Origin of the sequence: Acinetobacter sp. G11 (assembly GCF_049808495.1) — a bacterium.
Classification (GTDB): domain Bacteria; phylum Pseudomonadota; class Gammaproteobacteria; order Pseudomonadales; family Moraxellaceae; genus Acinetobacter; species Acinetobacter kookii.
This window is the reverse complement of sequence record NZ_JBNCAT010000035.1, coordinates 1-21219: the sequence shown is the minus strand read 5'-3', so window position 1 is coordinate 21219 and position 21219 is coordinate 1. Positions and strand designations below refer to the sequence as shown.

The following is a 21219-nucleotide window of genomic DNA, read 5'->3' as shown; positions in this document are numbered from 1 at the left end:
ATTTAAAAACATCTTTTTAAAGCAATAAATAAAGATTACTTCTATGACTGATCAACGAACCAATAAAGCCGATGTTTTGCTGCAACATACACAGCGTTATCAGTCTGGGCGGCTGACGATTTTTTTAGGCGCAGCTCCGGGCGTGGGAAAGACCTTTGCCATGCTGGTTCGTGCGCATGAACTGGCGCTGCAGGGCATTAATATCGTCATTGGCTATGTAGAAACGCATGGCCGTAGAGAAACTGAAAATTTAATTTCTGGTTTAGATATAATTCCGCGAAAGGCTATTGAATATCAAGGGCAGCATCTGGAGGAAATGAATCTAGATGCCGTTTTGGATAAAAAGCCCAGTATTGTTTTGGTGGATGAATTTGCCCACACTAATATGCCCGGCAGCCGTCATGAAAAACGCTGGCAAGATATCAATGAATTATTAGATGCTGGTATTGATGTTTTTACCACCATGAACATTCAGCATTTGGAAAGTTTGAATGATGTGGTATATCAAATCACAGGGATTCGTGTCACTGAAACCGTGCCAGACAGGGTATTCGAACGGATTCGAGATATCCGCTTGATTGATTTGCCTGTAAATGAGCTGTTGGAGCGCTTAAACCAAGGAAAGGTCTATGTGCCTGAGCAGGCCGAACAGGCCTTGCAGCGATTTTTCAACAGCTCCAACTTAACGGCACTGCGTGAACTGGCAATGCAAACTGTGGCCAATTATGTTGATAATGATGTACGCGAAAATTTCGCCATTCAAGGGCTTGCTCAAATTCCCTTAAAAAATCATGTCTTAATTATGATTGATGGCAAAGGGCATTCTGAAGCTTTAGTTCGGACTGGATGCCGTATTGCCGAGCATCGTGCGGCAAAATGGACGGTTGTTGCTTTTTCTCATGATACGCAAATCATGAATAAACAGGAAAACTCGCAAAGCCGTGAAATTGAACGGGCTTTAAACTTAACGCGTCAAATGGGTGGAATGACAGAAGTCCTTCACGGCCAGCAACATGCTAAAACTTTATTTGATTATGTGATGGACCGCGGCATTTCAACCTTGGTTTTAGCACAAGCGGCTCCGCAAAAGTTTTCGCTGAATTTAAGGCTCAATTTGATTGATCAATTACTGCAATACCGGCCCAGTTTTGAACTCAGTATTGTGCCGATTATTGCAGAGAATAAGCATCTGTCCTTTTTCACTCAAAGGGCATTCTTGTCGCTAAGAGAAATACAGTACGTACTAGCCACCACGGTCATCAGCATTGTGATTGCAAGCTTAGGGGAAAAGTATTTAGGGATTGAAGATCTTTCGGTGATTTTTATCACCGCTGTGGTTTTTGTGGCATCAAAAACACGGATGCTGGCTGCAGCTTTTTCAGCCATCCTATTCTTTCTAGCTTATAATTTTTTCTTTATTTCCCCGCAATTTACATTTCAAATTTCTGCACATCAGGGGATTGTCACCGTGATTGCATTTTTGGGCGCGGCTTTAATTTCGAGCCGATTAGCGTCACGTTTGAAAGAGCAGGTGACTGCACTCAAAACGGCGAACAGTTATAACAGCATTATGCAGGATTTAGGGCAGAAGCTGTCCACAGCATTAGATTTGGCACAAATCAAGGAGATTGCTGAACATAGCCTGAGTAAAAATCTCAATGCAGATGTCTGGCTGTATTTCCCAGATACTGCAGCAACTCAAGCATCATCCACTATCATGAGTAATAAAGAAAAAATTTCAGCCGATTGGACATTCAAAAACCATCAACCGTCCGGTCGCTTTACCCAAACCTTGACGGAAAATGAGTGGTGGTTTTTGCCCTTATTGGCTTCCAAGCAATGCTTAGGCGTGGTGGGGTTGAAACTTAAAGATGTGCAAGCAGTAATCAATACGGAGCAAAAACAGCTCGCTGAACTCATGGTAGAGTATCTTGCGCAGGCGATTTTCCGCACCCAGCTGACCAAGGCTTTGGAAATAGCCAATGTGAATTCTGAAACGGAAAAATTGCGCTCGGCATTATTATCATCCGTATCGCACGATTTACGCTCGCCTTTGGCGTCGATGATTGGAGCAGCGGATACTTTGAGCACTTACCGCCATTCCATGAATGAAAATGATCAGGACAGCTTGCTGGAAGCGATTCATTTAGAGGGGGAGCGTTTAGACCGCTATATTCAAAACCTACTGGATATGACCCGTTTAGGCCATGAAGGCTTAAGCTTGAAGCGGGACTGGATTGGAGTTGATGAACTGATCGGTTCAGCAGTGCGCCGTTTAAACCGTTATATGCCAGATGCATTGGTTGAAGTGCATGCGCCTCAAGAATCTTTGAGTTTATTTGTACATGCCGCCTTGATTGAACAGGCCATTTTTAATGTGCTGGAAAATGCCGCAAAATTTTCACCAGAGAATAAAGCTGTGATGATTGAGGTGCAGCAGGTGAATGAAAATGAGATCGAAATTGCCATAACTGATAAGGGGCAGGGTATCCCGGAAGGTGAGCGGGAACGCATTTTTGACATGTTTTATACCATGCAGCGCGGTGACCGCGGGCAATATGGTACAGGATTGGGCTTGACGATTGTGAAAGCGATTGTGGGTGCGCATATGGGGAAAATCATGGCATCATCAGGCAAGAACAATCAAGGAACATGTATCCGCATACAGCTTCCTATTCAGCAAATTACTTAAAGCATCTAGCAGCTTTTAGGTGGGAAAATGCCAGAACAGAATGAATCAGCCAGCTCCATGACCAATGTCTTGATTATTGATGACGAAAATCAGATTCGAAAATTCTTGGATATAGCACTCAGAGCGCAAGGCTATAAAACGCTTTTGGCTGAAAATGGCCAAAAGGGCTTGGAACTCCTAGCTTTGCAAGGCGCGGATTTAGTGATCCTCGATTTGGGTTTGCCAGATTTGGATGGTTATGAGGTTTTGTCTGAGCTTCGCACATGGTCGCACGTTCCAGTGATAGTGCTGTCTGTGCGGGCAAATGAAGAAGAAAAAGTGAAGCTTCTGGATGCTGGCGCAAATGATTATGTAACCAAGCCGTTTAGTGTTCAGGAGCTGATGGCGCGCATTCGTGTACTGCTTAGGCAGCATCAGCATAGTACTGTTTATACGACAATTTTTGATGATGGCGTATTAAAAATCGATTTTTCCAAACGGCAGGTTTTTTTAAATCAACAATTGCTCTCCTTAACGCGCAAAGAATATCAGCTGCTGAATTTATTGGCGAAAAATAAAGGCCAATTGATTACCCAGCCGCAAATACTGAAAGAGCTGTGGGGGCCAACGCACCAAGAAGATACGCATTATTTAAGGATTCTGGTTGCTAAATTAAGAGTGAAGTTAAATGATAATGCTGTGCAGCCTAAATATATTATTACTGAACCGGGAGTGGGTTTGCGATTTTTGAAGATTTATTAATATTAAATATGTCATTTATTTTACATGAGTAATTAGACCTCTTTCATAAATCATTTTTTGCACAGTTCCAAGTTGTAGATTCCAGCGATTAAATTGAATCTCAAACCAAGCCTTTTACCTCTATTTCGATAACACTCAGCAAGGATTTTGAAGGTTTTCAGGCTGCCAAATACATGCTCAATTCCGATTCTTCTTTTATTGATTTCTTGATTATAGATTTTCAATTCAGGATCCAGTTTACAGTGTCTTTTGGCTTTTAATGGCAACAGGCTATTCGGATACAACACATAAATCCCCTGATAGCCTTTATCTGCAAGGATAAAAGCCCCAAAAGGAATCTGGCTTAAATTGCGTTTGAACAACTCGAAATCATGCACTGCACCGCGACTGGTACATAAACTCAGAATTTACTGAGTTTTGTAGTGAATCATGGCCTGTACTTTAAAGGTATGGGGCTTTTTCTTGCCGCTATAGCTTTTCTTCTGTTTTTTTAGGCCTTTGGATTGGAATTTCCGTGGCATCCACGATCACAACATTCCAGTCGATGCCTTTGCCCTCGGGTAAATCTTTGGGTAAATTAAACAGATCGGACCGAATCAGGCAGTCTTCAACATGACGGACAATTCTTGAGTCTGTGGGCTCTGAAACCCCGTAACTCGTCGCAACGTGAAATAAGGTTCGGTATTCCCGCCAATAGCTCAGACAGAGCAGAACCTGATCCTCCAGGCTTAACTTGGGCGGTCTGCCTTTGGCAGAGACATGCTTCTGCAATTGCTCAACCATCAAATAGAAAGTTGACCATGAGATGCCTGTGTATCGCTTGAACTGAGGATCAGAAAGCTTGTTTGAATCGATGTATTTCATCCGCAGATTATGCACGAATGCTAAGAAATCCGGAGTGCAAATATTAACCAAAAAGAAGATCGTTTTTTGATTTATGAAAAAGATCTATTGTTATTTTTATGTTTTAACTTATTTTAAATTAGCTTTTTCGTGGTTTTAATAGTTTAAAAAATAATCATATTAGTTGGGTGCTTTTTTACGGTTTATTTACGTTACATTCGGTAGAACTTGTTTTATGTTGATCATTGTTAATATTTAACAGGACAAAATAATGAGTAATTTACTCATGGTTAGACATAATATAGCTGACGAAGAAGCGGTCCCTGAATCCATGCCATCTGCGCGTCAATGCTGCGATATTGAAGATATTCTATTTTCAGAAGAAATCGAAAACTATCTGCAGCGCTATCCCAATACCCGTCATGTTGAGATTTGCCTGCACGATTTGAATGGTCATGTCCGCGGCAAGCGCATAGATATTGTCGGTCTAAAAAATATTGCACAAGGCTGTTATTTCCCAATGTCTATTTATGCCATGAGTCTTGATGGAGAAGTGATTGAAGAATCGGGTTTAGGAAAATCGATCGGTGAGCCGGATTATTTATGTAAACCTATATTGGGAAGCCTGCAGCCCTGCGCTTTAAATCCAGAGTTCAATGCACAGTTATTCCTAACCATGAAAGATGACAATCATCAAGATTGCGAAGTTGAACCGCGCAATATTTTAAAAAAAAGTTTAAGAGCGCTGCATGATCAAAACTTTTATCCTTGCATGGCCGCAGAATTGGAGTTTTATTTATTTGACAGCAATGAAAAATCTGGCTCCAATCAGATTTATTTAAATCAATGTTTTGATGTGAATGTGCAAGATAAATATCAAGACGTTCTGGATGAAATTGAACGGATTGCCCTTTTGCAGGGGATTCAGATTACAGGCTTAGTCTCGGAATCATCTTCCGGGCAATACGAAATTAATATTCAGCATAGCGGTGATATTTTGAAGCTATGCGATCAGATCATGATGCTAAAGCGCGCCATTAAGCAAGTCGCTGTAGAACATGGGTTACATGCAAGCTTTTTGGCTAAGCCTGATCTGAATAAAGCGGGCAGCGGCATGCACTTTCACATGAGTTTGTTAAATCAAGACCAGCAGAATATTTTCAGCATGAAGCAGAATCCTTTACCGTCACGGCAATTATTAAAGGCGATCAGCGGGCTGATAGTCTTGCTGCCGCCGTCCATGGCCGTGCTTGCCCCGAATGTAAACTCATTCCGCCGGTTTAAAGCTGGAAACCATGTGCCCTTAGAAGCTAATTGGGGCGTGAATAACCGCAATGTGGCCATTCGCATACCATGTTCGGACAATGAAAATCAACGCTTGGAATATCGTGTTGCAGGTGCGGATTGCAATCCTTATTTAACTGCAGCCCTGATTTTGATCGGCACACTGCATGGGTTGACACAGAATCTGGAAATTCCACAGCAAGCCACTCAGATAAAAAATAAACATCAGCCGCACTTTTTAAGTACGAATCAGCTGGATGCTTTAACATTTTTTCACCGGAATACTGTTTTGCAAAAATATCTCGGCAAAAGATTTATGGAATTATGGTGTGCAGTTAAACGTGCTGAGCATCAGTATATGTACAGCCAAATTACTTTGATCGAACAACATTGGGATATTTAACTGCTTAAAAATGTATAACACGATAAATAATGAAGATGATGCTAGAAATCAGAAGCTCAATGAAGAATTATATTTGAAGTATAGTTTACAGGAAATTGATTCTGACATTTTAGTAAAGAAATACCAGTATGCGTCAAAAAGTATGAAAAAAATAATTCATACTATTTTTAAAGAAAGAGGTTTTAATCGAAGTGAGATAGATCATATATTGAAATTACTCAAGTAAAATAATTATGCCAATAGTATTGCTGATACTATTGGCATTTAACTTTTAAAAAGATTTAGTCAGGGTGAATACTGCTTCAGTTTTTACCCCTTTTTTATTTTGACTTGTAAAGTCTTTGGTTTTTAAATTACTACCAACCGCTGCTAATTCTGCATTTATTCCCATTGGGTTATAGCGGTAAGTTGCACCAATTTTCCAATCAAAAAAATGGTCTTTTGCTTCAGAACCATAAATGTCCTGATTTGCTTTGGAATAACCTAAGCTAACATTTGTGCCAAAATTAGTTTGAGCAATCGGTGTAGCATATAAGACATTAAAATACCAATTTGAGATATCTTTACCTATACTGTCACTGGCAGCTTTGCCGCCATAGTTATAGGTATAGCTTATGCTTGGTGTAAAGCTATCGTTCTGATGCAGCAACGCATTAAAGATCATTTTGAAATAGTATTCATTATAATTTAAATCGCTGTTGCCGATGTAATTGTAGCGCAGCATGCCAAGATCAACTGCAGGATGGATTGAACCTAGCGCGATTGGCGCTGTATAGCCGATCTGGGGATCCAGTTCTAAATTTACTTCGTCATCAAAATCAACATTCGATGCAAATGCAGCAAGATAAAATCCTGAAGCATGGCTTAAAACAAAGTTTCCCTGCAAGGCCGGATCATTCTGGGTTTGCGTTTGGCCGCGCCAGCGGTAGTCGCTGGCCAATGATACATTACCTGAAAAGCTTAAAGCGGGAGAGCTTTCATCTCCAGTAGCAAAAGCATAACTTGAATAGAGCGGTATAAGGCTAAAAAGTAGATGGTATAATTTTTTCATAACACTTTAAATTAGTAGTCATTGAGGTAATGTATGTTATGGTTTAATTTATTGATATATAATAAAATTATCGTAAATTTTGCGTAAAATAAGTATAAAATTTAAGATGAATATTTTTTAAAGTAATAAAAATCAGTATTCATATTGTCTAAAAGACGTTTGCATATGAACTTTAATAAGCTAGATGAATTTGACCCCTTTGTTTTTAGAACTACAGGCTTTAACAGTATTCGGACTTTGGCTGCACGGCTGAGTTATTACCATATGGCATTAAATAGTTTGCTGTCTTGCTTACCATTGCAACTCACTTTAAGAGGGAAAAGCAACTTGCTTTAGGGGCGAGCATGATACCGAACTGGAGATGAAGTATTTCTCGGGATCGCCTGACACAAAATTACTTTAAGCGGGATCAGTTACTTTTGGTTAAGTAAAATGTTCTTTGGAGTAGTCGTAGTTATAAATTATTGAATAAATAGTATTTTTTGAGAATTGTCTGAAAAAAATGGCGAAAACTTACATGAAAAATTTATAATTATCTGAAGGCTTAAGATGATACTCAATTTAAAATTAATTTATAATTAAATTAATTTTAAATTGCTTGAATTAAAGAGTAAGTAATCCATGATAGAGTTTGTAGAACAAGGAAATAAAAAAAATTTAATTTTATTTATACATGGTTTTGGGGGAGGGGAGAGTACTTGGGAAAATGAAGGAAATTCATTTCCTAAACTCTTAGCAGCAGATGAAGAAATAAAAAAAAATTATGATATTGCAGTTTATACATATTTTACTAAGTTGTTGAATTTATATCAAAAAGCTCAAGGTTTTGGTACTTTGCTTAAAAGACTATTTACGACTTCACATGGTAAGTTAGTAAAGAATATAAGTATCGAAGAAATTGGTGATTTATTAAGAACAGAGGTAAGGTTTCATCTACAGAATTATGACAATATTATTGTTATTGCCCATAGTATGGGAGGGCTTGTAACAAAAAGTGCAATTATTAAAGATATTGAAGAACAGCAGAATTCAAAGATTAAATTATTTGTATCTTTAGCAGTTCCTCATTTAGGGGCGGAAGGAGCTACTTTTGGAAAGTTAATTAGTTCAAATTTACAAATAGAAAATTTAGCCCCTTTGAATACCTTTATTCATCAAATAAATGATGCATGGCAAAAAACAAATTTAAGGCCTGTGACGAAATATTTTTATGGTCTCTATGATGATATTGTGACAAAAACAAGTGCTGTACCTATCGATAAAGAAAAATCAGACGCAATCCCAGTGGATGAAGACCATACAAGCATCACTAAGCCAGTAAATACAAAAAATACAACTTTCATAGCTGTAAAAAAAGTAATATTAGATTTTGAAAATAGTGATTCAGGTATGTCAGATTATTCGCTTCAAACTCTTCAAAATGAAGACGAATATAACGATGAGATATTTGTTTTAAAATTACTATCTGCAAATATTCATAAAACATCAATAAATAGTTCTAAAGAGTCATTTTTAAATGCTGAATATATAAGAAAAAAGTTTTCAAGTACATCAGATCAAAAAAGATTAGCAGAACTTTATCAGAAAATAAGACATATTTACCAAGATAGTTATTCAAAATATGTTCATGATGGAATAACAAATTCAGGGTTATTATTGACTGATGTTCATGAAAAAATTGTTGCGGAAGATAAAAAGTTTTTGGAAATATTTATTCCATTTATAAATGCTATCCACAAAAAAGGTATGTTACATCAACTTGCAAATAGAGAAAATGAGAATGTTTGGTGGGTTAAAGATGGTTCAATGGAAAATCTTTTAAGTTTAATAGACCGAGAAGAAAAATGAGTGATTTACCATATATTCAACCTAAAAAAGAACTAGATTTAAATATGGGTATATTGTTATTAATTCTAGATAATTTGGCTGAAACAGTAAGGGGTAAAAGAAATTTAAATATTGAAAAGATGCAAATATTTTATTTCTTAGTAAATAATCCATTGATTCTAAATAAGGCTTTGTCTATGTTAGGGCAGCAGCAGAGATCTATTAATCATTGTGAATATTATACTGTTGAAAACTTATTGTTAGATGTAGATGATCTATATGATAAATCTAAAATAGCACTTTTATTGAAAATGATGTCTATTAAAGGATATATTTCTGTTGAATTTAATAAAGATGAAGGCTTTGTTTTTTATTTAAGTGAAGAAGGTAAAAAAACATTATTACATTTAGATTGTAATTATTTTAATAAAGTGCGTGAGATTGTTAGGGCGGCTTCTATTTTGCGCTCTAAAAGTCTAGGTAAATTAAATGGTCTTGTAAATACTGTAGTAAGGTAGTATAGAATGGAATTGACGCAGGGTCTATTGATAAAACAGTTGGTTCTTCATGGATATAGAAAAAACTATATTATACCATTTAAAGAAGGTATTAATATAATTCATGGTGATGCAGATACTGGTAAGTCGAGCATTTTAAGATTTATTAATTATCTCTTGGGTGGAAAATCAATTAAACTTGATGAGGAAATTTCTTCCTCGGTTAATTATGCAGTTTTAGAAATAGTTATAAATGATAATGTATACTGTATATCACGAGATATATTTAATGCTTCAAGAGATATTGATGTGTATAGTTGTACCTATTCTGAGATAAAAAATAATTTTCCAGAAAAATATATATCAAGTGTTTCAAAGTCAAATGCAGAAAGTAAGAGTTTGTCTGAATTTCTGATAGAAACTTTAGGATTTCCATCTGTTAAGTTAAAACAAGCCCCTACAAAAGATTCATCTGAAACAGCAAGGCTGAGCTTTCTTGATTTATTTAAATTTATGTATTTGGATCAAGATGAGGTTGGTAGTAAACATATGTTAAATATGGGTAACTTTGTTTTAGAAACCAAAAATAGAGAAGTTCTTAAGTATATTTTTAATATTTTAGATTCAAATATTTCAGAAATTGAAGTAGATATATCTAATAAATCTAAAGAAAAATCTAATTTGAATTCTAAATATTTGGCTATAGCTGAATTTTTTTCACAAACGGAATTTAGTAATTCTGAAAAATTAAATGAAGAAATAGATAATATTGAAGATCTTGGGTTGGAGCTTAATATAAAATTAAAAGATATAAATTCAAAAATGATTAGTGATAATAATCTTTATCACGAAATAAGAGATGCATTGAGTTTAATTAATATTAAAATTGATGAATATTCTGATTTGAAAAATAAGTCTATAATTAATATTGAGAATTTCACTCGACTATCTAATGATTATAAGAATGATGTGGAAGTATTAAAAGCAGGTTTAAAAGCTAAGGAGGTTGTCGGTGGTGAGCCTGCTAATAATGGACTATGTCCTATATGCGATAGTGTTATTAGTTTACAGAATATAAAAGATAAGTTTGAAATTAATGATGAGAAAAAAATAAGAAGTGAAATTTCTTCTATTAATAGGAGAATAAGAGATCTTAAAATGGTCATTGAAGAAAACACTCAAAACTTACGGTCGGCTCAAGAAATACTTAATTCACTTTATTTAGAGCAAAATAAGGCTAAAGAACTATTAGATGATGAACTAAAAAATTCAATATCTCCTTATTTGTCTGAGAGAGATATTATAGTGAGTGAAATTGCACAATTAAATGAAAAAAAAGATAAAGCTTATAATTTGCTAAAAATAAGAAATAAGCATGATGAGACTGGTGAAAAAATAGCACGCCTTGAAATATCAATTGAGAAATTAAAAGTTAAACTAGAGGAATTAAAGGAAAATACTCCATCCGTAGATAATATCGTTAATGATATTAGTTTAAGTTTGGATAACCTAATTAAAAAAGTTAAGATTTATAATCACTATGGGGTTGAGATTGATTCTAAAACTTTTTGGCCTAAGGTGAGAAATACTGAATATAAAAATATAAATTCAGGTGGTTTGAGAACTATTATTTCTATTAGTTATCTTGCTTCAATTTTAGAGCAAAAATTATCAAAAGATACGAATTTACCAGGTTTATTAATGATCGATACGGTAGGTAAATTTCTTGGTAAAACTTATAAAAATCCTAATTTTAATCAGAACAGAGAAGATGTTGAGGAAGGTGTCTCTGATCCAGAAAAATATAAAAACCTATTTAATGCGTTAATTGATTTAGCTGAAAAATTCAAAAGTGCAAATATTTTATGTCAAATGATTTTGGTTGATAATGATCTTCCACCAAATATTGATCTTGACTCTAAAGATGTTCAGGTAATCAGTTTTAGTTCCTCAGGTGTTAATGGTTTACCAATTGGATTAATTGATGATTGGGATAAAAGATTAATAAATGCTAACTAATTAATAGGAAAAGAAAGAGTGGACTACGACTCTTTCTTTTTCATAATATCTATACTAGAACACCATTTTCACTTTCTAACATGCGAAAACAACCTTTATAAATCTGCTACAATTGCGCCAATTTTAAGTTATCACTTCACTGGCTTGATACACATTCATAATTGTGTACAAAACTGTGTACATATTGAAGATTTATCTTATGTTTAAAGAGCAATTAGCTAAAGAAGTAGCGACTCGCAGGACTTTTGCGATTATTTCCCACCCCGATGCCGGTAAAACCACCATGACAGAAAAACTGCTGTTATGGGGGCAGGCGATTCAGGTTGCAGGTATGGTGAAAAGCCGTAAATCGGACCGTGCAGCCACTTCTGACTGGATGGAAATGGAAAAAGAGCGTGGGATTTCGATCACCACCTCGGTGATGCAGTTCCCCTTCAAAGACAAGATGATCAACCTGCTGGACACCCCGGGGCATGAAGACTTCTCGGAAGATACCTACCGTACCCTGACCGCGGTGGACTCTGCCTTGATGGTGATTGACGGTGCGAAAGGTGTCGAGGAACGGACCATTAAATTGATGGACGTGTGTCGTATGCGTGATACCCCCATCATCTCTTTCGTCAACAAAATGGACCGTGAAATCCGTGAGCCTTTGGAGCTGCTGGATGAGATTGAAAACGTCCTGAAAATCAAATGTGTACCATTAACCTGGCCACTGGGTACCGGTCGCGATTTTGCCGGTGTTTATAATCTTCTGGAAGAAAAATTCTACGTTTATAAAGCCGGTTTTGGTTCAGTGATTACCGATATTGAAGTGCGTGATGGCTATGACCATGCCGATCTGCGTGAAAAAGTCGGAGAACTGGCGTGGGCAGCATTTGAAGAATCGCTGGAACTGGTCCAAATGGCCAATGAGCCACTGGACCATGCAGCATTCCTGGCAGGCCGTCAAACTCCGGTCTTGTTCGGTACGGCGCTGGGTAACTTTGGTGTCGACCATGTACTGGATGCTTTCAGCAACTATGCACCTGAACCTAAAGCACATCCGACCCAAGACCGTAAAGTAGATGCCACTGAAGAAGGTTTTACCGGTTTTGTTTTCAAGATTCAGGCCAATATGGACCCGAAACACCGTGACCGTATTGCCTTCATGCGCATCTGTTCAGGCAAGTATGAAAAAGGCATGAAAATGAAGCACGTGCGTATTGATAAAGACGTGCGTATCAGCGATGCCTTGACCTTCCTGGCCGGTGACCGTCAGCACCTGGAAGAAGCATGGCCGGGCGATATTATCGGTTTGCATAACCACGGCACCATCCAGATTGGGGATACCTTTACTTCAGGTGAAAAACTGCAGTTTACCGGTATTCCACACTTTGCTCCGGAAATGTTCCGCCGTGTTCGCCTGAAAGATCCATTGAAGTCGAAACAGCTACAAAAAGGCCTGAAAGAGCTGTCTGAAGAAGGCGCAACCCAGGTCTTCATGCCGCAGAACAGCAATGACTTAATCGTTGGTGCGGTGGGTGTACTTCAGTTCGAAGTGGTGGCATACCGTCTGAAAGAAGAGTATAAAGTAGACTGCATCTATGAACCGGTCAGCATCAATACGGTACGTTGGGTATCTTGTGAAGATGAGAAGAAATTCAATGAATTCAAGAAAAAAGCCCATGACCAGTTGTCAGTGGATGGGGGCGGTCATTTGACTTATCTGGCCCCAAGCCGGGTGAATTTGCAGTTGATGCAGGAGCGTTATCCGGATATCCAGTTCCGCGCCACTCGCGAACACTAAAATCACCTAAAATAAAACAGCTTCTTTATGAAGCTGTTTTTTTAGGGGGTGGATGACATTTCATCAATATGTATTGTCGCAAACATAGACGAAGTGTCAGCTGCCCTATTAGAATCATAAAGATAGATGAATTACTTGAGAAAAAGAGTGGTCAGCATGAACGGGAAACTCGGGGCTGCATCGGTAATCGTCATTGGTCTGATGCTCAGTGCCTGTGATGCTTCAAAACAAGAATCCAAACAACCAGATCAGCAGCAAGCGCCAACTTCGGTATTTAAAACCGAGCAGGCGGATGTCTTGCCCTATTTAAATATTCAGGAGCAGCAGGCAAAAATTGCCTTGCCTTTTTGCGAAACCAAGAACTGTATAGACCTGAGTATTCAAACGGTACATACCGAAGATGCGTGGTTAAATGACTGGATTGCCAAGAGCCAGTCCAAGGTCATTCAAGATCAAATTGGTTTAAAACAGGACATGAGCCTGCAGCAGGCTGTGAATGCCTATGTGAAGAAGTCGGATGCCTGGCAGGCCGAATTTGCCAAAAATAAGCCCTATGAACTGTCAATGTATACCCGAATTGCCTATCAGCGGAATCAATATGTGCTCATGCAGTTAGGAGTCGATACGACGCAAGAAGAAGTAAAAGTAAAAGAGCGATATTACTTCTTTGTGGCTGACCGTAAAAAACAGAAGGCGGTGACTTTGCTGGATATTCTGGAACCTCAGCAGCAAACCGCCATGAATGGCATTGTGCAGCAGGCTTATCAAAAATGGTTAAAGCAACAAAAGGCTGAAGCCAGACAGAAAGCGCCAAAAAAACTGTATTGGGGGCAGGCGGACTGGTTCTTTGATCAGGAAGGCATCGGTTTGCATTATCGCACCCATGAAATTGTGGAGGATGGTGCCCAGCTGGATATTTATTTAACCAAAGAACAAACCAAGCAGATATTGAAAGCTGACGCTTATCAGCATATGTTTTAGTCATCCTGAATAAATCCAGACATCAAGTGAACGTCCATTTACCCGATTTAAGTTTATAGGTCAGATGATGCTAAAAAATAAAACGATCTTTACCCTCAGTGCCGTTGCGGCAGCAATGGCCTTGAGTGCATGCCAACCTAAACAGCCTGAGCCTAAAAAAGAGGACAAGGTGACCCAGTCGCAAGCTGCTCAAGCCGAAGCTTTAACATTGGCAGGAGACACGGAAAAGCTGACTTTAAATTTGCCTGAATGTGATGGGAATAGCTGTCCTGAAATCAGCATTGAGCGTCTTTCCAGTAACCAGGCTTTTATTGATGAATTTATCGATCAGCAAATTTTAAAGCAGCTGGAGCAAAGTGTAGATATTTCGCCGAAATCCTTAAAGGCAGGGCAGCAGGAGACTGCAGCGAGCGGAAATTCGAAAGATTCAAATTCAGCCCAGGCATCGGAAGCTGCTGCATCGGAAACTATTGAAACACCGAAACAGAAACTGGAAAAGCAGGTAGCTCCTTATCTGCAGACCTTTTTAGCGCTGGATAGAGAACTGAAAGCGTTAAGTGCCAGTCATCAGATTAGCCTGATGATCAAGCCGAAGATTCTCAATGCAGCCCAACCTTTGGCAACTGTGGTGTTAAATTCCAGCAGTTATCTGGGCGGTGCACATGGTTCATCCTCACAGTATTATTATAATTTTGACCTGAAAAAGAAAAAATTGGTCGCACTGGATGATATTTTGCTGCCCAAGCAGAAAGCGGTACTGGAACAGAAAGCCCATGAAGAGTTTAAACGTTGGGTTATTGATTCCAAGTTGGCAAATAGCGTTGAAGAATATGAACAGGCGTGGAAATTTACCTTATCGGACAATTTCTATCTGTCTACTCAAGGCTTGATTTTGCAATATGGCGAATATGAAATCGGGCCTTATGTCGTTGGATTGCCACGTTTGACCATTCCGTATGAACAGTTGCAAAGCGTGCTGAAGAAAGAGTACTTGCCTCCAGTGGAAGTCAAAAATGATGCTGCATCGGCAAGTGCAGCTGTCGCAAATAAAGCCCGATCTTAATGTCTTATTCACTGTTTGATACCCACACCCATTTTGATGTTCCCGATTTCGATGCAGATCGGGAACAGCTGGCGCATGCAGCCAAAGCGGTGGGGGTAGAACGTTTGATTCTGATTGGTTTTGTCCAGTCCCGCTTTCAGGATCTGCTCTACACGCAGCATTTTCTCAATCAGTTAAAGGGGGCTCCTCAAAGTTATTTAGCACCGGGATTGCATCCTGTTTATATTGAGCAGCATCAAACTTCGCATCTGGCCGATCTGGAACAGCTTTTAAAAACAGAAGATTGTGTTGCGGTGGGGGAAATTGGCCTGGATACCTTTTTGGCACAGCACAAGCAGCCAGACATGTTTCAGAAACAACGAGATTTTTTTGCTGCGCAGCTTGAATTGGCACAGCAGTTTGATAAGCCGGTGTTATTGCATATCCGCAAATCGCATGCGGAAACACTGGCCGTATTAAAACAGCAGCAATTTAGCTTGGGTGGAATTGCCCATGCGTTTAGTGGCGGAATAGAAGAAGCCAAGGCCTTTATTAAGCTGGGTTTTAAAATTGGCGTCACTGGGCAAATTACCAATCCCAATGCCAAAAAACTGCATCGGGTGGTGCAGGCTATAGGTGCTGAACATCTGGTTCTGGAAACCGACTGTCCGGATATGACCCCCTTATGCTGTCAAAGTTCCACTGAACATCGAAGCCGCAATACGCCAGTCAATTTACCGTATGTGCTGGATGGATTGGCCCAATCGCTGAATCTGGACCAGGCTTTTCTTGCCGCACAACTTTGGCAAAATTCCCTGGATGCCTTAAGGCTGACATCTTAAAAAACATTGTAAAACCAGATTTGATCCATCAATATGGGTTCTTAAGCTATGTTTTGCCATGAATCGGTTTGCCTGTCTGAGCGATATTTTATGCAAAGTTGCAAAGATTCATTTTCTGTTCTTAAATGATGTCTATACTCCTTTAAAAATTAAACGACAATAATGAGGAAATTATGCAAAGTAATAACCCTATTTTAACCCGGGTCGAACCCCGGAGTGATTTTAACCAGGCCATGACGGTGCAAGGCGCCATCCAGAAGTCAGTGTTATTAACCGTGATTGCCGCTGTAGTCGGTGTATCGCTATTTTTATATAGCTTCATGACGCTGAATATATCCATTGCCTATGCCGCTGCAATGGTGGGGGCGATCGGCGGATTTATCCTGGCACTCATCGCCACATTCAAGCCCAACACAGCACCAACCTTGGCCATTCCTTATGCGCTGTTTGAAGGGGCATTTTTAGGAGGCATTTCGGTCATATTTCAGCTGAAATTTCCAGGTGTACCTTTGCAGGCCTTGCTGGCAACTTTTGTCACTACACTGGTCATGTTTGGGTTATACCGCTTCCAGATTATTCGTGCTACAGAAAAATTTAAAGCCGTGGTGATGTCTGCTTCGATTGCCATTGCCATTGTATTTGTCGTGCAAATGGTCATGGGGTTGGCTTTTGGATCAAGTATCCCTTATATCTTTGAAAGCAACTGGCTGGGGATTGGCTTTGCTGCATTCGTTGCAGTGATTGCTTCTTTAAACCTGATACTCGATTTTGACCTGATCGAATCATCTGCTGCACAGTATGCACCGAAAGCGATGGAATGGTTGTGTGGTATTGCCTTATTGGCGACCTTGGTGTGGATGTATTACTCGTTCCTGCGCTTGCTGGGATTGTTGCAAGGGGATGATTAATCCTTTTAAGCATGACAGCTAGCTCAATAGCAGGATCAATCCAGAAATGCTCCCCGATGGTGGAGCATTTTTTATGGTTTTTACACAACATGTTAAAAAAAGGCGCATTATGCAATTTCGCAAATGCTTCAGACTTGGCATTATGCTGGTAAATTATTTTGAGTGAGATTCACATGGCACAAGGACTATTGGCGGGTAAGCGTTTTCTCATCGCGGGTATTGCAAGTAAATTATCCATTGCATTTGGTATTGCTCAAGCCTTGCATCGTGAAGGTGCTGAACTGGCATTTACCTATCCGAATGAAAAATTAAAAAAACGTGTTGATGAGTTTGCTGAACAATTCGGTTCAACATTGGTTTTCCCTTGTGACGTGGCTGTAGATGCTGAAATTGACCAGGCTTTTGCAGAATTGGCAAAACATTGGGATGGCCTGGATGGCGTGGTTCATTCAATCGGTTTTGCACCAGCGCATACTTTAGATGGTGACTTTACCGATGTTACCGACCGTGAAGGTTTTAACATTGCCCACGACATCAGTGCATATAGCTTTATTGCCATGGCACGTGCTGCAAAACCATTATTACTGGCTCGCCAAGGCTGCCTGCTGACTCTGACTTATCAGGGTTCTGAACGTGTGATGCCGAATTACAACGTGATGGGTATGGCGAAAGCATCATTAGAAGCGGGTGTACGTTATTTAGCTTCTAGTTTGGGTGCTGAAGGTATTCGCGTGAATGCCATTTCTGCAGGTCCAATCCGTACTCTTGCAGCTTCAGGCATCAAATCTTTCCGTAAAATGCTCGACCTGAATGAAAAAGTTGCGCCATTGAAACGTAATGTGACCATTGAAGATGTCGGTAATGCGGCATTGTTCCTGTGCTCACCTTGGGCCAATGGTATTACTGGCGAAATTATGTATGTTGATGCCGGCTTTAATACTGTGGGTATGAGCGCCGATTTGATGATGGATGGTGAATAAAAAACTCCCTCCTTTTTAAAAGGAGGGTTGGGGAGGATTATATTTCGGAAAGTTATCCATACTTAAATCTCCCCAAACTCCTCTTTATTAAAGAGGGGCTTAAAAGCCAATAAAAAAGACCGCAAATGCGGTCTTTTTTATTGCAGGTTAAGCGATTAAGCTTGGCCTTCAGCAGCGGCAGCTTGAGCACGTTGCATATTTGCTTCGAATTCAGCATCGAAGTTAATTGGCGTAAGCAACAATTGTGGGAAGCTGCCTTTAGTGACCATGTCATTCACTGCTTCACGTAAGAACGGGAACAGGATATTTGGACAATAAGCACCCAGAATATATGGAAGGCGTTCTTCTTCAACACCGTCAATCAGGAAAATACCAGCTTGAGTCACATCCACGATAAATGCAGTATCACCTGCATTGTTCGCTTGAACCACGACTTGTAATGACACTTCGTAATGCGTCGCATCAATTTTTTCTGCAGAAGAAGACAGGTTGATATTAAGTTCAGGCTGCCATTCTTTAGTAAATACTTGTGCCCCAGGTACTTCAAAAGAAATATCTTTAGTATAAATACGTTCTAGTGCTAATTGTGGTTGAGCTTGTTGTTCACTCATTCTTTAATCCTTAATATGAAGAGCTGGCTTAATAAAATGTTAAACCAATAGTTCGTTTAGTTTTCCTTCACGCTCTAAAGCATAAAGTTGATCAAAACCACCAATAAACTGGTCGTTAATAAAAATTTGTGGAACAGTACGGTGATTGGTGCGTTGCATCAGTTCCACACGTACTTCAGGTGCTTCGTTAGATAAGTTAATTTCTTTATAAGCCACGCCTTTACGCTCAAGAAGTTGTTTTGCGCGAATGCAATATGGGCATACGGTGGTGGAATAAATAATTACTTCAGCCATTCAAAATCTCCAAGCGTATTATTTGCTTTTAATCAGGGGTAAGCCTTGAACTTTCCAGTTGTTGATTCCACCGTCTAGACGGTAACTGTCGGCATGTCCCACTTGTTGTAATGCTGAACCTGCGATTTGACCCAAATTGCAAATAAACACAAGTGGACGGTCTGCAGATTTTAACTCTTCAATATGACTGCTAATCTGGCTATAGGGAATATTACGGCTACCGCTGATATGACCTTCACGGAAATCTTTGGCATCACGTAAATCAATCAGCATGGCATTTTTAGCTTTGACTAAAATACCTAAAGATTGTGGTGAAATTTTACGGCCATTGCGTTGCCCTTCTAAAATAAAGAACAAAACAACCAATACCCCGAGCGTTCCAAACAAGAAGGGGTGATTCCCCATAAATTCGAACCAACGTTCCACAAGTCACCTAATTACAATTTCAAAATTGCGTAGAGTATAGCCTATAAATATGGCGATCAAAATCACTGCTTCAAGGGCTAAGGGTTAAGAAAAATTAATTTTTTTGCTGTGCTTCAGTAATTTCATCGATTAAACGCAAATAACTGTCTAAACGGCGCTGCAAGATTTCACCAGATTCCACCGCCTGACGCAAAGCACATTGCTTTTCATGCTTATGGGTACAGTTACGGAACTGGCAATGTCCCAGCAGATTTTCAATTTCAGGAAAGCCATGCTGCACTTTGGCCAGATCCAGATGCCATAAACCAAATTCACGGATTCCCGGAGAGTCAATCAGGGCAGCGCCTTCACCAAAGGCAATTAAACGGGTAGATGTTGTGGTGTGCTGACCCAGCGCCGAGTTTTCCGAAATGATATTGGTTTTTTGTGCCGCTTCGGGAACAATGGCATTAATCAGCGAGCTTTTGCCGACACCGGACTGGCCAACAAAGGCGACCGTTTCACCTGCCAGGCGTTTTGCCAGAGCGGAAACCGACACCTCACCGGTAGACTGGCATTGCATGACTTCATATCCCAAGTCTCGGTATTCTTTGACCAGGTCTAGAATCGGGTCATTTTCCTGAATTAAATCAGCTTTATTCAGCACTAACAGTGCCGGAATTTCAGCATCGGCACAGGCCACCAGATAACGGTCAATCAGACTGGGCGCAACTTCCGGAAAGGAGGCAAATACAATCACAATCAGGCTGACATTGGCCGCGACAGGTTTAACCTTGTGATAACGGTCGGGACGGGTTAGCAGCGATTTACGTGGATGAATGGCGGTAATAATACCGAGTCCGGTGTTCGGATCGGCCTGCCATTTCACGCGGTCACCTGTGACCAGCGCTTCCAGATTGGTTCGGGTATGACAGCGCCATACACTGCCGACTTCAATCGGCTTCCAGAAAGGCTCTGGTTCACCTGCTGCAACGATAGGTTTACTCGGATGCTTTTCGGGCGCTGAGAGGGCTTGCACTTCAAGCTGACGGCCATAATGTTGCACCACCAGGCCTTCTAAATCATTTGAAGTGTCGAGTTCTTCTTGACGTGTTTGATGTTGTTTCTGAATGCGACGTTGCTGCTGTTCAGTTAAACGACGTTTACGAATTAAAGCCATTCATATCCTAAAAAAAGCATGGACTAAGAATGGCAAAAATAGCATGAAGCGGGGTAGGAGTTACAGCCAAGTTGCAATAAATTTGCTACTATAGCGGTTTTTAAGCCCAATAAGATTGCACATTTATGAGCAGCACCCCTGATACCCGCTTGATTTGGATTGACCTGGAAATGACAGGTCTGGATACGGATAACGATCAAATTATTGAAGTTGCAACAATTGTGACTGACGATAACCTGAATATTCTGGCGGAAGGTCCGGTGTTGGCTGTGCATCAGTCGGATCGCGTGTTAAATGCAATGGATGAATGGAATACGCGTCAACATGGTCAATCGGGTCTGATCGAACGGGTACGCCGCAGTAAATTGACCGCACAAGATGCCGAACAGCAAACCCTGGAATTCCTGAAAAAATGGGTCAATCCAAAATCATCACCGATGTGTGGTAACTCCATTTGTCAGGATCGCCGTTTCTTGCACCGTTTAATGCCGGAAATGGAACAGTACTTCCATTACCGTAATCTGGATGTGTCTTCAGTGAAAGAGCTGGCAAAACGCTGGCGCCCGGAAATTATGAGCGGCTTGAAAAAGAATGCCTCACATTTGGCGATGGATGACATCCGTGATTCGATTGCCGAACTGAAATACTATCGTGAATACTTCTTTATCATGAATAAATAAAGCAGTGTTGATAGATGAATAGAAAAGGGGCGAAAAGCCCACTACTGTCCCATAGTTTGCTTTAAATAAAAAAACCTGAGTCTAAATAGTTAAAATATAAGTGCAAACAAACACTTTAACTATAAAGGACTCAGGTTTTGTCACATCAGA

General features: G+C 39.7%; 21 protein-coding genes and 1 pseudogene. 15 read left to right on the top strand and 7 right to left on the bottom strand.

Annotated elements, in window-relative coordinates; translation table 11 throughout:
- Positions 1–43: 43 nt before the first annotated feature.
- Complete coding sequence (locus tag ACPUEY_RS11955; protein WP_004281626.1) at positions 44–2692, top strand: sensor histidine kinase; 2649 nt, start codon at positions 44–46, stop codon at positions 2690–2692.
- A gap of 27 nt (positions 2693–2719) precedes the next feature.
- Complete coding sequence (locus ACPUEY_RS11950) at positions 2720–3433, top strand: response regulator (protein WP_010115588.1); 714 nt, start codon at positions 2720–2722, stop codon at positions 3431–3433.
- Positions 3434–3483: 50 nt separating this feature from the next.
- Here the strand turns inward: ACPUEY_RS11950 and ACPUEY_RS11945 are convergent, their stop codons facing one another.
- Positions 3484–3810, bottom strand: coding sequence for a transposase family protein (locus ACPUEY_RS11945; protein WP_425122211.1), 327 nt, complete (start codon positions 3808–3810; stop codon positions 3484–3486).
- A gap of 91 nt (positions 3811–3901) precedes the next feature.
- Positions 3902–4312: a transposase family protein gene (locus ACPUEY_RS11940; protein ID WP_425122210.1), complete on the bottom strand. Its 411-nt coding sequence runs from the start codon at positions 4310–4312 to the stop codon at positions 3902–3904.
- Positions 4313–4547: 235 nt separating this feature from the next.
- On the opposite strand from ACPUEY_RS11940, the gene ACPUEY_RS11935 reads away from it, so the two are divergent.
- Positions 4548–5963, top strand: a complete 1416-nt coding sequence (locus ACPUEY_RS11935; protein ID WP_425122209.1) for a glutamine synthetase family protein — start codon at positions 4548–4550, stop codon at positions 5961–5963.
- A 10-nt stretch (positions 5964–5973) separates the two neighbouring features.
- Complete coding sequence (locus ACPUEY_RS11930; RefSeq protein WP_004733097.1) at positions 5974–6189, top strand: hypothetical protein; 216 nt, start codon at positions 5974–5976, stop codon at positions 6187–6189.
- 45 nt (positions 6190–6234) lie between these two features.
- Here the strand turns inward: ACPUEY_RS11930 and ACPUEY_RS11925 are convergent, their stop codons facing one another.
- On the bottom strand, positions 6235–7014 hold the full coding sequence (locus ACPUEY_RS11925) for a TorF family putative porin (protein ID WP_010115581.1): 780 nt from the start codon (positions 7012–7014) through the stop codon (positions 6235–6237).
- 177 nt (positions 7015–7191) lie between these two features.
- Here ACPUEY_RS11925 and ACPUEY_RS11920 point away from each other — a divergent pair.
- The 10 genes and pseudogenes from ACPUEY_RS11920 to ACPUEY_RS11875 form a co-directional block, all read left to right on the top strand.
- A pseudogene (locus ACPUEY_RS11920) lies at positions 7192–7338 on the top strand (hypothetical protein); the annotation flags it as partial.
- A 297-nt stretch (positions 7339–7635) separates the two neighbouring features.
- Positions 7636–8862 (top strand): ABC-three component system protein, encoded by a 1227-nt coding sequence (locus ACPUEY_RS11915; protein WP_425122208.1) that lies wholly within the window; start codon positions 7636–7638, stop codon positions 8860–8862.
- Complete coding sequence (locus ACPUEY_RS11910) at positions 8859–9359, top strand: ABC-three component system middle component 4 (protein ID WP_425122207.1); 501 nt, start codon at positions 8859–8861, stop codon at positions 9357–9359. Before ACPUEY_RS11915 ends, ACPUEY_RS11910 begins: the two co-directional genes overlap by 4 nt.
- A 6-nt stretch (positions 9360–9365) precedes the next feature.
- Positions 9366–11357 carry an AAA family ATPase gene (locus ACPUEY_RS11905; protein WP_425122206.1) on the top strand — a complete coding sequence of 664 codons (1992 nt, stop codon included), beginning with the start codon at positions 9366–9368 and terminating at the stop codon, positions 11355–11357.
- Between the two features lie 199 nt (positions 11358–11556).
- Positions 11557–13146, top strand: coding sequence for a peptide chain release factor 3 (locus tag ACPUEY_RS11900; RefSeq protein WP_425122205.1), 1590 nt, complete (start codon positions 11557–11559; stop codon positions 13144–13146).
- 156 nt (positions 13147–13302) lie between these two features.
- Positions 13303–14127, top strand: a complete 825-nt coding sequence (locus ACPUEY_RS11895) for a hypothetical protein (protein ID WP_131273861.1) — start codon at positions 13303–13305, stop codon at positions 14125–14127.
- A 67-nt stretch (positions 14128–14194) separates the two neighbouring features.
- A complete protein-coding gene (locus ACPUEY_RS11890; protein ID WP_131273860.1) occupies positions 14195–15190 on the top strand; it encodes an RsiV family protein in 996 nt (331 codons plus the stop codon).
- Positions 15190–16011: a TatD family hydrolase gene (locus ACPUEY_RS11885; RefSeq protein WP_425122204.1), complete on the top strand. Its 822-nt coding sequence runs from the start codon at positions 15190–15192 to the stop codon at positions 16009–16011. The genes ACPUEY_RS11890 and ACPUEY_RS11885 overlap by 1 nt, the downstream gene beginning before the upstream one ends.
- A gap of 173 nt (positions 16012–16184) precedes the next feature.
- Positions 16185–16919: a Bax inhibitor-1/YccA family protein gene (locus ACPUEY_RS11880; protein ID WP_425122203.1), complete on the top strand. Its 735-nt coding sequence runs from the start codon at positions 16185–16187 to the stop codon at positions 16917–16919.
- A 173-nt stretch (positions 16920–17092) separates the two neighbouring features.
- Entirely contained in the window at positions 17093–17899 is an 807-nt protein-coding gene (locus ACPUEY_RS11875) for an enoyl-ACP reductase FabI (protein ID WP_425122202.1), read from the top strand.
- Between the two features lie 155 nt (positions 17900–18054).
- Here ACPUEY_RS11875 and secB read toward each other — a convergent pair whose 3' ends face one another.
- From secB to rsgA, 4 genes are all read right to left on the bottom strand, one after another.
- Positions 18055–18510: a protein-export chaperone SecB gene (gene secB / locus ACPUEY_RS11870; RefSeq protein WP_166169354.1), complete on the bottom strand. Its 456-nt coding sequence runs from the start codon at positions 18508–18510 to the stop codon at positions 18055–18057.
- Positions 18511–18549: 39 nt separating this feature from the next.
- Positions 18550–18804 carry a glutaredoxin 3 gene (grxC, locus tag ACPUEY_RS11865; RefSeq protein WP_425122201.1) on the bottom strand — a complete coding sequence of 85 codons (255 nt, stop codon included), beginning with the start codon at positions 18802–18804 and terminating at the stop codon, positions 18550–18552.
- 18 nt (positions 18805–18822) lie between these two features.
- Positions 18823–19230, bottom strand: coding sequence for a rhodanese-like domain-containing protein (locus tag ACPUEY_RS11860; protein WP_092820866.1), 408 nt, complete (start codon positions 19228–19230; stop codon positions 18823–18825).
- Between the two features lie 94 nt (positions 19231–19324).
- The gene (rsgA, locus tag ACPUEY_RS11855) at positions 19325–20389 is read right to left on the bottom strand and encodes a small ribosomal subunit biogenesis GTPase RsgA (protein ID WP_092820868.1); all 1065 of its coding nucleotides are present in this window, start codon (positions 20387–20389) and stop codon (positions 19325–19327) included.
- Between the two features lie 125 nt (positions 20390–20514).
- On the opposite strand from rsgA, the gene orn reads away from it, so the two are divergent.
- Positions 20515–21069 carry an oligoribonuclease gene (gene orn / locus ACPUEY_RS11850; RefSeq protein WP_086197470.1) on the top strand — a complete coding sequence of 185 codons (555 nt, stop codon included), beginning with the start codon at positions 20515–20517 and terminating at the stop codon, positions 21067–21069.
- The last annotated feature ends 150 nt before the right edge of the window (positions 21070–21219 follow it).